Source organism: Parapedobacter sp. SGR-10, assembly GCF_011030405.1.
Lineage (GTDB): Bacteria > Bacteroidota > Bacteroidia > Sphingobacteriales > Sphingobacteriaceae > Sphingobacterium.
The window spans coordinates 18,237-35,084 of record NZ_JAAJTJ010000010.1 but is presented as its reverse complement, the minus strand read 5'-3'; the positions used below and the strand labels follow the sequence as shown (position 1 = coordinate 35,084).

At 43.0% G+C, this 16,848-nt stretch carries 13 protein-coding genes; 12 read left to right on the top strand and 1 reads right to left on the bottom strand.

Translation table 11 applies throughout. The features are described 5' to 3' along the window. The first annotated feature begins 204 nt into the window (after positions 1-204). The 12 genes from G5B00_RS09320 (at position 205) to G5B00_RS09265 (ending at position 16,004) form a co-directional block, all read left to right on the top strand. Positions 205-1,128 carry an alpha/beta hydrolase gene (locus G5B00_RS09320; protein WP_163873957.1) on the top strand — a complete coding sequence of 308 codons (924 nt, stop codon included), beginning with the start codon at positions 205-207 and terminating at the stop codon, positions 1,126-1,128. Positions 1,129-1,277: 149 nt separating this feature from the next. Continuing rightward, positions 1,278-1,838: an RNA polymerase sigma-70 factor gene (locus tag G5B00_RS09315; protein ID WP_205966379.1), complete on the top strand. Its 561-nt coding sequence runs from the start codon at positions 1,278-1,280 to the stop codon at positions 1,836-1,838. Positions 1,839-1,922: 84 nt separating this feature from the next. After that, positions 1,923-2,153 carry a hypothetical protein gene (locus G5B00_RS09310; RefSeq protein ID WP_163873954.1) on the top strand — a complete coding sequence of 77 codons (231 nt, stop codon included), beginning with the start codon at positions 1,923-1,925 and terminating at the stop codon, positions 2,151-2,153. Then, positions 2,150-2,587 carry a PIN domain-containing protein gene (locus G5B00_RS09305; protein ID WP_163873951.1) on the top strand — a complete coding sequence of 146 codons (438 nt, stop codon included), beginning with the start codon at positions 2,150-2,152 and terminating at the stop codon, positions 2,585-2,587. Before G5B00_RS09310 ends, G5B00_RS09305 begins: the two co-directional genes overlap by 4 nt. Before the next feature lie 301 nt (positions 2,588-2,888). After that, a complete protein-coding gene (locus tag G5B00_RS09300) occupies positions 2,889-4,055 on the top strand; it encodes a FecR family protein (RefSeq protein WP_163873948.1) in 1,167 nt (388 codons plus the stop codon). 195 nt (positions 4,056-4,250) lie between these two features. Further along, positions 4,251-7,619: a SusC/RagA family TonB-linked outer membrane protein gene (locus G5B00_RS09295; RefSeq protein ID WP_163873945.1), complete on the top strand. Its 3,369-nt coding sequence runs from the start codon at positions 4,251-4,253 to the stop codon at positions 7,617-7,619. Between the two features lie 11 nt (positions 7,620-7,630). After that, positions 7,631-9,487, top strand: a complete 1,857-nt coding sequence (locus G5B00_RS09290) for a RagB/SusD family nutrient uptake outer membrane protein (protein WP_163873942.1) — start codon at positions 7,631-7,633, stop codon at positions 9,485-9,487. Positions 9,488-9,489: 2 nt separating this feature from the next. After that, positions 9,490-10,440 (top strand): DUF5017 domain-containing protein, encoded by a 951-nt coding sequence (locus tag G5B00_RS09285; RefSeq protein ID WP_163873939.1) that lies wholly within the window; start codon positions 9,490-9,492, stop codon positions 10,438-10,440. Further along, positions 10,440-12,158, top strand: coding sequence for a sialidase family protein (locus G5B00_RS09280; protein WP_163873936.1), 1,719 nt, complete (start codon positions 10,440-10,442; stop codon positions 12,156-12,158). Before G5B00_RS09285 ends, G5B00_RS09280 begins: the two co-directional genes overlap by 1 nt. A gap of 189 nt (positions 12,159-12,347) precedes the next feature. Next, positions 12,348-13,574, top strand: a complete 1,227-nt coding sequence (locus G5B00_RS09275; protein WP_163873933.1) for a sialidase family protein — start codon at positions 12,348-12,350, stop codon at positions 13,572-13,574. A 227-nt stretch (positions 13,575-13,801) separates the two neighbouring features. Next, positions 13,802-14,305, top strand: a complete 504-nt coding sequence (locus G5B00_RS09270) for a gluconate 2-dehydrogenase subunit 3 family protein (protein WP_163873930.1) — start codon at positions 13,802-13,804, stop codon at positions 14,303-14,305. Position 14,306: 1 nt separating this feature from the next. Continuing rightward, positions 14,307-16,004, top strand: coding sequence for a GMC oxidoreductase (locus G5B00_RS09265; RefSeq protein WP_163873927.1), 1,698 nt, complete (start codon positions 14,307-14,309; stop codon positions 16,002-16,004). 117 nt (positions 16,005-16,121) lie between these two features. On the opposite strand, the gene G5B00_RS09260 is transcribed toward G5B00_RS09265, so the two are convergent. Continuing rightward, entirely contained in the window at positions 16,122-16,697 is a 576-nt protein-coding gene (locus G5B00_RS09260) for an RNA polymerase sigma factor (RefSeq protein WP_163873924.1), read from the bottom strand. Between the last annotated feature and the right edge of the window lie 151 nt (positions 16,698-16,848).

Below are 16,848 nucleotides of genomic sequence, written 5' to 3'. Positions count from 1 at the left end.
TATATTTATCTCTATAAACCAGATAAATACGCTGTCAAAAATTAAACTATATAAGGGTGTCGTGCACAGATTACCCTAACGAGAAGTTATTGTTGGAGATCATGTTAGATAGTATTTTTGTTATGTGGTAGCGCAAAATTTTATTCGTTGCAATACGTTTCAAAGATTCCTATCTTTACTATAGAACTAAAAATTATTATATTGATGAGAATAATATCTATTTTGATCGCAACCTTTTTTTTGTGTGGTTCCAAAACCTTTTCGCAAGAGACAATGCCATTGTATGCAAATACAATTCCCAATAGCATTGTTGTGCAAAACCAGGAAACTGCTACAGCGAGAAAATCTGGAGGGGAGTGGGTTGCTAAAGTTTCGGTTCCGACTCTTACCTACTATCCTGCATTGACAAGCAACCAGGTTTCACCGGCCATCTTGGTCTGTCCCGGAGGTGGCTATGCCGGTCTGGCAATAGAAAAAGAAGGTCATCTCATCGCCAAGGAATTTCAGAAAAACGGTATAGCTGCTTTTGTCTTAAAATATAGGATGCCTTCGGATGAGACGATGAAAGATAAATCCACGGGACCTTTGCAAGATGCGCAGACTGCATTAGTGACGATCCGGAAGAACGCTGCCAAATGGAATATAAACCCCGATCAGGTCGGTGTGATCGGTTTTTCGGCAGGAGGTCATTTGGCATCTACGGTAGGTACTCATTTTCAGAGACCTGTTGTCGATACCCAAGGAATAAGCGTACGTCCCGATTTCATGATATTGATGTATCCCGTCATCAGTATGAAAGATTCGTTGACCCATAGGGGATCGCGCAATAACCTGATCGGAAATTCGCCATCGGAGAAAAAGGTATATGCTTATTCAAACGAAGAGCAGGTCACACCGGATGTTCCCCCGACTTTCATTGTTCATGCCGGAGACGACAAAGTCGTGAAGGTCGAAAATGCGTTACGGTTTTATGAAGCGTTGCAGCAGAATAATGTAAAGGCGCAAATGATCCTATATCCGGCCGGAGGTCATGGGTTTGGTCTGAACAACCGTACGACATCAGACAAGTGGATGCATCGCTGTATGGCATGGTTGGAAGATTATGTGTTTATAAAGAAATCTGAATAGATGTTGTTCTTCTCATGTCAAAATATTAGATAATTTTGATAAATTATAGGAGTATTGCCTTCGAATAAATTGCGATATTCGTATTAACCAATAACAGTTTGTGTACTATCCAAAAAGATAGTATTTTCGTTAACAAACCTTATGTTTCATTGAGTAGGATATATACGGATATTGAATTACTGGACTTGTTGAAATCGGGCGATAGATCAGCATTGGATGAAATCTATAAGAGATATCATGGTCTGCTGTATAACCATGCTTACCGACGACTACCAGACCGGGAAGAGGTAAGAGATATCTTGCAGGAGATCTTTATTTATTTGTGGAATAAAAAAGAAACCTTAGAGATCACAAGCTTATCGGCGTACCTGTATACGTCCGTTCGGAGCAGGGTACTGAATGTATTCAGAAACCAAAAGGTCAGGGAGATGTATATGCAATCCTTGCAGGACTTTATGAATGCAGGTGAATATACCCTGGATGAAAAAATACGAGAAAAAGAACTAGTTCAATTAATTGAAAAGGAAGTAACTTCATTACCTCCACAGATGCGGCAGATATTCGAAATGAGCCGTTTTCAGGAGAAGTCCCACAAAGAAATAGCAGAAGAACTGTCTATAAGTCCTCAAACCGTACGCACGCAGGTCAGAAATGCGCTTCGGGTGTTGAGGGTAAAATTGGGAGCAGGTATTTTTACTTTGTTTTTTTGAGACCGAAATCTCTCAGGTCTCCGAGATATGAGCACTCTGTATTTTCGTAAGTTTTTTGTATATTTGTCATAAGTGGATATTGTCATGACTACGATCACTATAAATAAAGGAAAAAAAAGCGATATTGATTTTTTGCTGGATATGGCAAAGCGTTTAGGTCTTGATTTTTCTGTAATAGACACTAAACCGAAGACAAAAGCAAAAAAAATGTCTTATGCTGAAAAACAAAAAGCTGTTAAAAAACTTTCGGCAGAGATAAATCGTACTATAAATAAACGATTGTACAGACATCACAATTTGCCAATTCCCGAATGATCGTTATTACAGATAGTAATATCTTTATTAGTGCACTCATTACCCCTCGAGGAGTTGTGGCTTCTGTCCTGGCTGAAAAAGGTAGAATACAATTTCTTGTCCTGGATTATGTCATTGAAGAAGTAGAAAACCATGCACAAAAAATTGCTGATATTTCAGACAAAAGCAATCAACAGATTATTACCAATTTTAGAAAGTTAATTGCCGGCATTGGAATCATTGATAAGGATGAAATCCCTAAAAAAGATTTGATAGAAGCTAAAAAGATAGTACAGGATATTGATATAAACGATGCTTATTTCGTTGCGCTCCACTTGTACAAACGACACAAAATATGGACAGGTGACAATGCTCTTGCCAATGCCTTGAAAAAAAAGGGATATAACTTCTGTATCACCACTGCCGAACTTAAGAAGAAACTCTACAAAAAATAGAAGAGGCACTCACTGCTTTAAGGGGGTGTCTAAAAAGGTCTGATAATTTATTTAATCGTCATTTCGAACGAAGAGAGAAATCTATGGATGAATTTTAATTAACTTATTTTCAACAAGTTGAAAAATTGCTTAACCATAGATTTCTCGTCGTTCCTCCTCGAAATGACGGCATAATAGGCCTTTTAGACACCTTCTTTATGTGTATAGATAACTATAAAAAAATCAATTTCTTTATACCCCCTCCCTCTGTCTCGCGTGTCTACCTAATAAACGCAGTAAATTTTAACCATTATAAACGCGCATGAAAAAAGCAGAGGAATTGCTTAAGAAGTATAATGACGGTACCGCCAGTGCAAAGGAAAAGGCTATTGTAGAGAGTTGGTATCTCAACTACAAAACGCCTCCTTCGAATCTCAAATCTGAAGAATTACAGGAAGAATATCAAATGGGTCTGAAAAAGCTACATGAGTCTTTGGAGGAAAGGAAGGCTATACGTCTTTGGCCGCGTCTAGCTATTGCGGCATCGTTGATGATTTGTGTCGGGTTGGGTTGGCTTCTTTTTCGGTCAGAAGATAAAGCCGTAATGGAAAACACACCTATCGCTGTTCTGTTGCCGGAAACCAATTCTGCTGTCTTGACATTGGCGGATGGAACCCAAGTACGTATCCAAGACGGTAATATTGGTGAGATAGCTGAAGAACACGGTATAAAGATCAGCCAAACTGCTGATGGACAGCTGCTTTATACGGTAGTAGACGCAGGGAAAGGTGAGTTAACGGACCATTACAACACCATAGAGACACCCACGGGCAACCAATATACAGTAGTATTGCCGGATGGCAGCAAAGTATGGCTGAGTTCAGCTTCCAAACTTCGTTATCCTGTGCATTTCTCCGAAAAAGAGAGAAAAGTAGCACTTGCCGGAGAAGCTTACTTTGAAGTAAAACCAAGCTATTCTTCAAAAAATACCCGAAAAATCCCTTTCATAGTCTCGTCTGGACACCAAGATGTAGAAGTATTGGGTACAGCATTCAATATAAGTGCTTACGAGGAAGACAGAACCGTCAAAACTGCTCTGGTAGAAGGTAGTGTGCGGGTATCGTTACAGGGAAATTCCGCCCATTCACGGGGTACATTGCTAAAACCGGGGCAGATGTCCGTGACGGCGATGAATAGCGGAGAGATCCAAGTGGTCGACATCGATGTGGACGATATAAAAGCTTGGAGGGAAGGGTATTTTATCTTTAATAATGAAAATATTAAGGATATCATGAAGAAGCTGGCCAAGTGGTATGGATTTGCGGTCGAATACAGGGGAGATATGTCGGGGGTAGAATTTCAAGGCAATTACCTACGTACCCGAAACCTAAATCATCTGTTGGAGACCATGGAAATGACGAATAAAGTGAAATTTGAGATAAATACTGAAAACAAGGAAAGGAGGGTAGTTGTCAAGAGAAATAATTAAACTGATTGCATAATGTATTCCTGTTGAAAGAACAGAAGTGTTGCGAGCACTCCTGTTCTGTAAAGCGTGAAGCTTCAGCAGGATAAATTAATAACTAACTGTAAATAGTAAAATTAAATCCTAATTCAAATGTATAAAAAAATAACCGCATTGTGGTGCGGTAAATCTTATCGTATTCTAAAACCTCTCATCATTATGAAGCTTAGCTTTATTCTTTTGATAGTCACGTTCTTTCAGGCCAGTGCTATGACATTTGCCCAAAAAGTAAGTATTCAGGTGGTAAAAGCTCCTCTTAAGACCGTTTTTTATCAGCTTTCCAAGCAGACGGGTTACAATTTCATGGCGGATGCCAATCTGTCCAGAAAGATAGGGGTAGTCACATTGGATGAGCAAAATACAGACTTGAAACACGTCATAGAAAAATGTTTTGCAGGAATAGACGTCGAAGTCATCTTGAATGCTGATCACAAGACGGCACTGATCAAAGAAGTGCCCGGCACAAAAACAAAAAGTCAGCAAACGAATGTGGTCGGTAAGGTGCAGACGGTGGACAATCAACCCATGCAAGGTGTGAGTATCGGTTTGAAGAATAAACCGGCTAAAGCCTTTACGGATGACAAAGGTCACTACAGTATTGCGGCCACTCCGAGTGATACCATCCTCTATTCTTTTATCGGGTATGCTTCGCAAGAGCAGGCCGTCAGCGGACGTAGCATTATCAATGTCGTTTTGAAACCTGTGGAAGAAAAGATCGAAGATGTGGTAGTCGTCGGTTATGGGCAGACAACCAAAGAAGATCTTACAGGCTCCGTCGCGACAGTGGATGTCGGGGCACTCCAAAAAGCTCCGGTCGGCAATTTTGATCAGGCATTGGCCGGCAGGGTGGCCGGTGTGCAGGTCACCTCAAATGACGGACAGCCGGGCGATGCCTTTAATATCGTTGTCCGGGGAGGAAATTCGTTGACACAGGAAAACTCACCCTTATATGTTATTGATGGATTCCCGGTCGAAGGCACGTTAAATTCCATCATCAGTCCAAATGATATAGAGACGATATCCATTTTGAAAGACGCTTCGGCTACAGCGATATATGGTGCGCGTGGAGCCAATGGTGTCGTCATCATCGAAACGAAAAAAGCGAAAGTCGGTAAACCTAAAATAGATTTTAACGCTTATTATGGGCTGAGTTCCATCACCCGTAAGCTGGATCTGATGGAGCCTTACGAGTTTGTCAAATATCAACTGGAGCTATCGCCTACCATTGCTTCGGCGTTGTATCTGACCAATCCCGGATTGACATTGGATGACTATAAGACAATAGACCGTATCGATTGGCAGGATTTGATGTTTGATGTGGGGAATGTCCAGAATTACAATTTGAGTTTGTCCGGAGGAAATAACGATACAAAGTATATGATTTCCGGAAACCTGTTTGACCAACAGGGGATCATTATCAATTCGGGCTACAAAAAATATCAAGGGCGTTTCCAGCTGGACCAGAAAATATCGGACAGGCTGTCTTTAAACCTCAATTTGAATATCGGTAGAGATCAGGCTTACGGGGCATCCCCCTCCTCGCCGAGAAACTCCAGTTCCCAACCTTATTCTACCCAATTGATGTATCAGATATGGGGTTCCCGGCCTGTTTCGCCGGGACTGGACCTCATGGACGAACCTGTTGATCCAGACATTAATGATACCCGTTTCAATCCCTATTTGTCTACACGCAACGAGACGAAGAACAGATATGTCAATACCTCACATTTCAACGGGAGATTGATATACAAGCTGTCCGACCATTGGAGTATCAACATACGAGGAGGTCTCAGCAATACCAACACATTGGCCGAAGAATTTTATAACTCGCAAACGTCCAAAGGGTATGCGTTTCCGGATAATATCCTTGGTGTGAATGGATCAACTTATGAGACTAAACTGAGTAGCTGGGTGAATGAAAACCTGTTGAACTATGAAAGACGCTACAACTGGAAGCACAGGCTAAATGGGTTGGTTGGTTTTACGATGCAGGAAGTCCGGACAGACAGAAGAGGCTATCATGCCAAAAATATCGAAAATGAGGATCTAGGCTTAGCCGGGCTAGACGAAGGAGAAGCCAATTCTCTGGTCTCGACACCCTCGTCCTTTGGTTTGATGTCGTTTCTCGGAAGATTGAACTATTATTATAAGAGAAGTCTGATGGCCACCTTCTCCATGAGAGCGGATGGTTCTTCCAAATTCTCTAAAAATAACAGATGGAGCTATTTTCCGTCCGGAGCATTGGCTTGGAATATGCACGAGGAGAAATTCCTTAAAAATACAGCCATCTCCAATAGCAAAATACGGGTCAGTTATGGCCTTACCGGAAATAACAGGGTAGGAGACTTCGCTTACCTGTCGTCCATGAGCTTCCCTTACAATTCCTATTATTCATTCAACAATGCCGAGCCGGCGCAGTCTGCCATGTTCAATCGGTTTGGCAATGAGGATCTGAAGTGGGAAACGACGAGGCAACTGGATATAGGGTATGATTTGGGGCTATTTAAAAATAAGCTCAACCTGACCGTAGACCTGTATAAAAAGACGACTTACGACCTGTTGCTCAATGCCAATGTGCCTATGAGCAGTGGTTTCACGACTATTCTCAAAAATGTCGGCAAGGTGGGCAATGAGGGGATTGAAGTGACGCTAAACTACAACTGGAACGTATTTAAGGATTTTAATTGGCGTACGGATTTCAATATTTCTTTCAATAGAAACAAAGTGCTGGAATTGAGTGACAATCAAAACATGATGGTATCCTTTGTCGGATTTCCGGCTCCTTGGAGCAATGCGCAGTTGTATCTGGCACGGGTAGGCCATTCTGCCGCTGAATTTTTCGGATACCAGTGGGATGGCAATTACCAAGTGGAAGACTTTGACGTGGTAGGTGGCAATTATGTGTTGAAAAGCTATTTGCCGACCAATGGCAATGCCCGCAATGTCATTCAACCCGGAGATATCAAATATGTGGATACGAATGAGGACGGTATCGTCAATGAATTGGATAGAATAGTCATGGGTAATGCCCTGCCGAAGCATTTCGGCGGTTTTAACAATACGTTTTCCTATAAAAACCTATCGCTTGACGTTTTCTTTCAATGGTCTGCCGGCAATAAGGTGTATAATGCCAATAGGGATATGTTCGAGGGCAATATTTATGGTCGTCCCGGGTTGAACCAGTATGCCAGCTATATCGACCGCTGGACGATGGACAATCCGTCCAATGAATTGTACAGAACAGGTGGGCAGGGCCCCACGGGAAGATTTTCTACCCGTACGATCGAAGACGGCTCTTTCCTGAGGTTAAAAACGATCATGCTTTCCTATAATCTTGGACAGATCAAGAGATTGAAACTGACGAATGCATCGGTGTATGTGTCGGGCCAAAATCTAAAAACGTGGACAAACTATTCGGGTATGGATCCCGAGGTTTCGGTAGGTCGCACCATATTGACCCCCGGTTTTGATTATTCGGCCTATCCCAGAGAGAAGACTTTTGTTTTAGGGTTCAAATGTACATTTTAAAACTATTGAAGATGAAGAATATACTATATATCACGATATTATTATTGACGGTTTCCTGCAATAAGATATTAGACCGGGATCCCGAGGACTTCCTAAGTCCCAAAAACTACTATCAGACCGATAAGCAATTGCAAACGGCACTCAATGGCGTGTATTCTACCTTGGCGAGCCAGAGCCTGTATTGCAATAATATGCTGGCCCGTATGGGATTGGAAACTGATGAGGGGTTTTGTAGCAATGAGACTGAGCTGAGGGGCGTGGCCGGATACAATACATCCACCGTAGACGGAAAGGTGAAAAGTTTTTATCAGACGTTGTATAGCGGTATCAACCGGGCTAATCTATTGTTGGAAAACTTGGAGATCACAGATAGTGTCGAGCAGGTCAAGAGAGTGGAGATAAGAGGTGAAGCACTTTTTTTGAGAGGATATTTCTACTTTATGTTAGTTTCCAATTTCGGCGAAGTTCCCTTGATTACCCAATCGATCCAATCTGCAAAAACTTCGGAGTTGCAAGTAGAGCAAGCGAGTATACAGCAGATCTATGAAAGTATTACGGCAGATATGGAGGAAGCACAGCGACTGTTGCCCGATATGGGAGAGGTGAATTTCGGTGGAAGGGTGACCAAGTCTGCAGCATGGGGGATACTTGGACGAGTGTACCTGCACATGGCCGGAGAGCCATTGAAAGATATTTCCAAATATGAAAAAGCGTCGTACTGGTTGGACAAAGTCATTACATCCGGATTGCACGAACTGAACGACGATTATGAACAGATTTTTATCAATTATGCGCAGGACATCTATGATCCCAAAGAGAGTATTTTCGAAGTAGAATTTTGGGGAAACGGCGCGTCCACTTACGTGATCGGTGGTATGGTCGGCCGTAATAACGGTATCCGAATGAATTCCGGCGGAGCTCCTTCCATTGGCTATTCGCCGGGATACCTGCATCCTACCGAAAATTTTTACAATTATTTTCAGGCTGAAAATCCTTACTATTCCAATGATCAGCGACGTGACTGGACCATAGCCGAATTTTATTACAGAGACAATAACAAAGCCGATACCGTACATTTTTTACCGACACAGATCTATGAGAGGTATTGTGGCAAATTCAGAAGGGTCAATGAGCTTTTACTGCCCAAAGGAGAGGTCAGAACGCCGCAGAACTTCCCGATATTGCGCTATGCGGATGTGTTGCTCATGTATGCCGAAGCAGAGAACCGACGCTTTGGTCCCGATGGAAGTGATACCGATATCATCGCTATGGTCAATGACGTACGGAGAAGAGGGTATGGAAAATATATGAACGGCAAGAGCAGTGTGTCAGAAAGCATAAAAACGATCACGGTTACGAATCCCGGCAGTGGTTACACCGCAAAACCTAACGTCATTATTTCCGGTGACGGCATCCGGGCAAAAGCCGAAGCGATTATTTCCGGAGGTCAAGTGCAGACCATTCGTATATTGAACGGAGGGATCAAATTTTCATCTGCACCAACCATCACGATCACAGGAGGCGGTGGTAGCGGAGCTACGGCAGCGGCCACCTTGACCGCAAGGATCGATGCAGACCTCTCGGCAGATGATATTTCATCCACAGATAAGTTCCATACAGCCATTATGAAAGAACGATCCAGAGAATTGGGATTTGAATTGTTGCGTAAAAGCGATCTGGTCCGGTGGGGGAAGTTTATGGAAAATATGGATATCATTCAGGCACAAATCAATGTGGCTCCGGATTACGCCAATCAAAAAAATGCGAAGGTCGCCTACAATAGTTATTCGGAAAGAGACGTGCGCTGGCCTATCCCGTCGGATGAAATGGCTGTAAACCCTAAGTTGAAACAAAATAAAGGATGGTAACAATGAAAACATATAAATTTTACTTCATCATCATGATAGCAGGACTATTTATGTCTTGCGACAAAGAGGAAAGTTCCGTATTGGATGGCTTTGACGTCACCGTTGAAAAAACAAGCATACATGTGGGAGATTCAGTCGTCTTCACGTTTTCGGGCAATCCGGGAATTATCACATTCTATTCCGGGCTTCCATTGAATGACTACTATAGTTCATCAGATTATATTGTTGAAAGCCACTATAAGTTTGGGTTTGGCACTTTTGTATTCAATCCTATATACTCTTTTGAAGGGTATCAGTCCAATCAACTTCGCGTGGTTATTTCTCATGATTTTAACGGAAACTATACGGTCGAAGATATTAAGAATGCGACCTGGCAGGATGTCACTGAATCTTTTACACTAGCGGATATAGGTCCCACTGCGGAGATACTGACACCTTCGGGAGCACATAGTATCAATGCTTATATTGAAGAGAGTGAAGATTTTTATATCGCATTCCATTACTTGTCTTTGCCGACAGCTGAAAATGGAGGCAATAGCACCTGGAGGATACGCAATGCTTATATGTTGCGGGAAAGTCCGGCTTCAAGCTCGAATTACATGGTACATACAGATTTTGCATGGACTTTTATTCGGGATGGAATCGCCTCAAACCGAGGCGGGCTTGCGACATCAGCTACACTTGGTCCGGCTATCAATATGATGGCAAATACCACAGCAAATACGGCAACAACTTTGAACGCTTGGGCGATTTCCAAGAAGTTGAACTTTACCAAATTCACCAACTTTGGGGCAAGTTTCGGTACGGCTATCAAAAGCTTAGTAGATCCTCCATTGCAAGAATATGGATTTCGCTACAACAGTCCCGGAGAATATAAAGTCGTTTTTGTGGCAAAGGATGCCGTAGCCGGAAGTAAAGTCATGAAAGAGATAACGATTAACGTGGCGGAATAATGAAGAACATATTTTGCTTGCTATGCTTGGTGTGGTGGAGCTTTAACGGAGTTCAGGCACAGGATACCTTGTCGTATTTTAGATTTCAGCCCGGAGAAGACGGTACGGCCGAATTTAAGCTGGCAAACTATATCCATCCCAAGGTAGAATACGCTTTGGTCCGGAGAGGAGCCGGAGCTCTGCAACGAACAGCCAAATCAAAGGCTTCTTTTCTGGCCCAGAGCAGGGCTGTGCAGTCTTTTGAAGAGGCCTACAACCAGCATAACTATCTTGAAGTCGTATTGAAGGCCAAACCGGATCAATATGTTTCTTTGAGCCATCTTTTTGCCAGTTTACTGTTGCCTAAAAATGCTGTTGTTCAATACCGATGGATGTACAGTCTGGACAATGGAAACAATTTCTCTACGCTCAAAGAAGTGCGAAGCGCGAAAAGCCTTGATGAAGATATAGGCTTGTGGCAAATAAGCCTGTTCAAAAATATCGGGTTTCAGGGTGAGATCATATTTAGGTTATACGTGTGGTCTGCAAAGAGCGGTGATGACTTCAATTATGGATTTACGCAGCGAAAACCTATAGATGAGTTTGCCTTGGTGCTGAAAGGAAATATAAGTCATGACAAACCGCCGGGCGTCACGATCAACCATGTGCCGAAATACAAAAAGTACTATATCGGAGGGCCTAGTCTCTGTATCTTGCCGGATGGTACCTATCTGGCGTCCCACGACTATTTTGGGCCTAATAAAGAGGCCCGGCAAGACGGGTTACCAATGACCTTAATATTTCGGTCGGAAGACAAAGGGAGAACATGGACATTTCTCCAAAAAATCGTTGGTGCTGCTATGTCCAATTTATTTTACCATGCCGGAAATGTCTATTTGCTGGGGGTCAAGGCACATGATCAGGAAGTCGTCATTCGCAAGTCTGCGGACAACGGATATACATGGACAAATCCCACGGATTCAAAAAACGGGCTATTGAAAGCAGGAAAGTTTCATACTGCACCCACTCCTGTCGTGTTTCATGGTGGACGGGTGTACAGAGCTATGGAAGATAATTTTGGAGAGGTACAAAGATGGCCCACCAAATATCGGCCATTCATGATGTCGGCCCCCGATAGTGTAGATTTACTGGATGCGGGTAATTGGACATTCTCCAATTCCTTGCCCTATTTGACCAAGGAATATCTGGGCGGATATGGCAGGGGATGGATTGAGGGCAATGCCGTGGTTGCGCCAGATGGTCGAATAAAAGATATCGTGCGTATACATACTTTTGATAGAAAGAGGGAGCGGGTGGCCGTCTTAGATTTGGATTCGGCGAATACGGTCTTGTCTTTTGATACCAAGACTGGTTTTCGGGATTTCCCCGGCGGGATGAAGAAGTTTACGATAAGATATGATTCGCTAAGTCATACCTATTATTCATTGGCCAACTATGTCAAACCGGAATATCAAGGTGTCATACCGCTCGATCGTGTGCGAAATCAGCTGTATCTCGTTGCTTCCAAGGACTTGAAAAAATGGGATGTGAAAAAGGAGATTTTGTTTCATCCCGATACGCTGTATCACGGATTTCAATATGTGGATTGGCAATTCGAGCAGGCCGACATCGTTTTTGTTTCCCGGACAGCTTATGACGATGGAATTGGCGGAGCCGATAGCCATCACAATTCGAATTATCTGACGTTTCATCGGATCGTGAATTTTAGAGAAGATTGATGTTTTGTTTTGATAAAGCAGCATTTCTTGTTTTTTGTCATCCTGACGATAGGAAGGATCTGAACGATAGAGTTAAAGATCCTTCAGCAGGCTTCAGGATGACAGTTTAACGTCACTCATATTGGTTTTAACACGAGTTAATTAATCCTCAGCATAAGAATAGGATTAAGGCTATTGATACAATTTGTTATGACAATAAATTATCTAAAAAATATTGCTATCCTTTTTCTACTGTTTAGCATTTTTTCATGTGAAAAATCCGCTCCTCGTGTGGAAGATGATGCACCAAACAACACCGTTATTCCCGAAGAAGTACCGGGAGTCGTGATCGCCCATGTACCAGCAGAGAAAAGGTATTATATCGGTTCGCCAAGTATTGTCAAGATGCCCAACGGTGATCTGATCGCTTCCAATGATTTCTTTGGCCCCAGTGCAGAAGCACGGCCGAATGGGCAATCCTATACACGTATCTATCGGTCGACCGATCAAGGCAATTCGTGGTCAACTATCGCCAACCTAAGTGGTCAGTTCATGTCGGGGCTATTTCTTCATCAAGGTGATTTGTATATCATGGGGGTATCGGGCGGATATGATAATGGCAACCATGTGGTGATCCGTAAATCGGTAGACAATGGCACGGTATGGTCTGTCCCCTCGATGTCTACCAACGGTCGGCTATTGAGCGGTAAATATCATACGGCACCCACGCCTGTCGTCGAGTACAAGGACAGGATCTGGAGAGCGATGGAAGATGCATACGGCCCGACCAATGTATTTGCCAAGCAGTACCGTGCACTTATGCTATCTGCACCGGTGGACAGCGATCTGTTGGATGCGGCCAATTGGACCGTCAGTAATCCATTGGAGCATGATGCCTCCTATCTAAATGGATATTTTTGGGGTTGGCTGGAAGGCAATGCTGTCGTATCACCTTCCGGTGATTTATTAAATATATTAAGAGTACATACATTCAGCCAGAATAGGGAATTGGCCGCTCATGTCAAGGTCAGTCCTGACGGGACACTGGCCACTTTCAATCCTACAGATGGTTTTGTGGATATGCCCGGAAGTATGAAGAAATTCACCATTCGGTATGATGCGGCGAGCAATACCTATTGGACACTGGCAAACTATGTACCTGATGCGTACCACAATATACGCCCATTGGATAAAGTAAGAAATACATTGGCATTATGTTCCAGTGCGGATTTGAAGACTTGGCATATCCATGCCACTATTATCCACCATCCGGACATGGATTCACATGGTTATCAATATGTAGATTGGCAATTTGACGGGAGCGATATTATCGCAGTTTCCAGAACGGCCCACGATGACGATGCCGGAGGTGCGGCAAATTATCACGATGCCAATTATTTGACTTTTCACCGGATTGTTGGTTTTCGAGGTCTTTAGAGGAGAGATTTTTAAAAATTAAATTATGGGAGTGATGATGGTTATAGAGGTTATAAAAGGTCATGATATACGGTGATTCCATAACTTCCTTCACCATCATAACTTCGTAACTTTAAAATAAAGTGACGGAGGTGATGATAGTGATGTAGTTATGAAGGCGAAACGCATACCTTCATAACCTACTTCACATCCATAACTTACATAACTTTAAAATATAACGATAAGCTATGAATAGAAGAGGATTTATATATCGATTGGCTTTTATACCGCCTTTGGTAGCCCTACAATTGAATAGTTGTGGTGTGTCCAAGTCGGATTGGGAACTGATCCATGATTTTGTCAGAGACGTGCGGGAGATCGTGTTGCCATCGGGAGACGGCATTGTGATGGAGCATTTGCATATAGAAAACTTTGTCATGACGATGCTAAGGGACTGTTTCAGCCCGGAAGACCAAAAGCGTTTTTTCGAAGGACAGCAGGCACTTGATACATACTGTCGCAAAAATTACCGTAACAGTTTTGAAACTTTGAGCAAAGAACAGCAGAAAGAAATAGTCCTACGGCTCAATACCAAGGACGAGGATCTGGGCAAGGAAGCTGTATTTCTTTTTTCAAAGGTCAAAGCCAAGATTATTCAAGGTTTTCAGCAATCGGAACTACTGATGAAAGATATGGGGAAATATGAGTTGGTACCCGGTCGGTACAATGGATATTATAAGATTATTGCATAACATGAGAGACAAAGATTACATATACGATGCCATTGTGATAGGTTCGGGCATAAGCGGGGGATGGGCGGCAAAAGAGCTGTGTGAAAGAGGATTGAAGACACTTGTTCTGGAAAGAGGTAGGGATGTCACGCATATCAAGGACTATCCGACGACGAATATGTATCCGTATGAATTTGCGCATCGAATGGAATTGCCCTATGCGGTAAAGCAGGAAAACCCTATTGTCAGTCGTTGTTATGCATTTAGAGAAGATACCGAGCATTTTTTTGTCAAAGACAATGAACACCCTTACATACAGGATAAACCATTTGACTGGATACGAGGTTATCAAGTGGGGGGTAAATCGTTGTTGTGGGCCAGACAGACCCAACGATGGAGCGACTATGATTTTGAAGGTCCGGCAAGAGATGGGTTTGCCGTAGATTGGCCTATACGATACAGGGATATCCAATCTTGGTACGATTATGTAGAGAAATTTATCGGTGTTTCGGGCAACAACGACGGCTTGGAAATATTGCCCGACGGGTACTTCCAAAAAGCTTATCCTTTGAATATCGTCGAACAGTTTTTTAGGGAAAAGATAGAAAGCCGCTACAGTGACCGCCATGTCATCAGTGCGCGATGCGCCCATCTGTCCAATCCCACCGACGTACAGCTGGGGCAGGGACGTGTACAGTGCCAAAACCGAAAACTCTGTGAGCGGGGTTGTCCTTTCGGTGGTTATTTCAGTTCCAATTCGAGTACACTTCCGTATGCGGCCAAGACCGGAAACATGACGTTGCGTCCGCATTCGGTGGTTTCGTCGATCATCTTTGATGAGGCTACGCAAAAGGCCAAGGGTGTAATGGTTGTAGATGCGCAGATGAATGAGAGCATGGAATACCATGCAAAGCTTATTTTCGTGTGTGCGTCGACGATCAATACCAATCTGATATTGCTCAACTCCACATCACGGACATATCCCACAGGTCTGGGCAACAGTTCGGGTGTATTGGGCAGGTATTTGGCCTTTCATAACTACAGTGCCAATATCCGTGCTGAATATGAAGGACATTTGGATTATCGTACAGATGGTAAAAATCCTGCCGGGGGCGGCTATATTCCGAGGTTTCGCAATGTAAAAAAGCAGGAGACAGCATTTTTGAGAGGTTATGCTACGACCGTCAATGCCAGTCGACCCGAGGTATCGGATACCAAAGGGATAGGTGACCATTTGCGGGAGAGCTTGCTGAACCCACGGTTGGGCAATTGGCGAATAGGCAGCCATATCATGGGAGAGACCCTTCCGAAAGAAAGTAACACGGTGACACTGTCGGAAACCCAAAAAGATCGATGGGGCATTCCCCTAGTGCGCATTGCGATTGATTACGACGAAAACGACCGCTTGATGACACGAGACTATTGTGATCAGATGTCCGAAATGTTTGCATATGCAGGTTTTAAGAACATCGAAGCAAAAGTCAAGGATCAGGCACCGGGTCTGGATATCCATGAGATGGGGGGAGCTCGGATGGGGCATGATCCGAAAGATTCGGTCTTGAACAAGTGGAACCAATTGCACGATTGTAAAAATGTGTTTGTGACCGATGGAGCTTGTATGACCTCAGTATCTACACAAAATCCTTCGTTGACCTTTATGGCATTGACAGCAAGGGCAGTGGATTACGCTGTGCGCGAGATGAAGAAGTTTGATTTGTAGTGATCCAGCACCGGGTCGATATGACTTTGTCGTTAATTTGGTACAAGACTTTTGCCGAGCATTGCTGAGGTGGAGGTCTTGTGTTAAAAACCTTGTGCTATTTGCGGGCAAATTGTATCATCCCTTAAAATGGATCAATACGAGCAGTGCCAACAGTTGTGACAAGCGTATACGTAAGGTATGGCTCACCGTATTGAGTTGATTTTGGACGGTTTTGCGGGAGATACCCAATATTTCTGCAATTTGATCGGTCGATACGCCATCTTCGTAATGCAGGAGAAATATTTTTTTTCTCTTAGGAGGCAAGGCCTCTATCCAAGCTTTGATCAGACCAAGGATTTCTTTTTCCAGTACATCGTCTTCCGTATTGACCGGAGAGACGAGGATATTTTCAAAAGCTTCCAAAAACTCGGCAACCTGAGGAGCTTTTATTGCCTGCTTGTAGACCTGAAATTTGACCGAAGTGTGTAGATAGGCGGATAGATTGTGTATAGTCACCTCTTGCCGCCTGTCCCATAAAGAGGTAAACACGTTTTGCACTACATCTTTGCTCTTTTCGTTGTTTTTGAGTCTTTTGTACGCCGAATTGTATAAGTTCTTCCAGTATTTCTCATAGATATCTGAAAAAGACTTCTGATTACCAGCCTTCAAACCTAATAGAAGTTCATTATCGCATAGACAATTGTTTACCATAGATTTTGATTTCTTACAGATGGTGTAAATTAGCAAAAATTCAACATAAAAGCTACAGTTGATCGAATAGAATAATACTGTGCAATAGGTTTAATATTCCAGATTACTAAGATAGGGGATTGATCACGATGTTTTTATCCTGTTTATTATC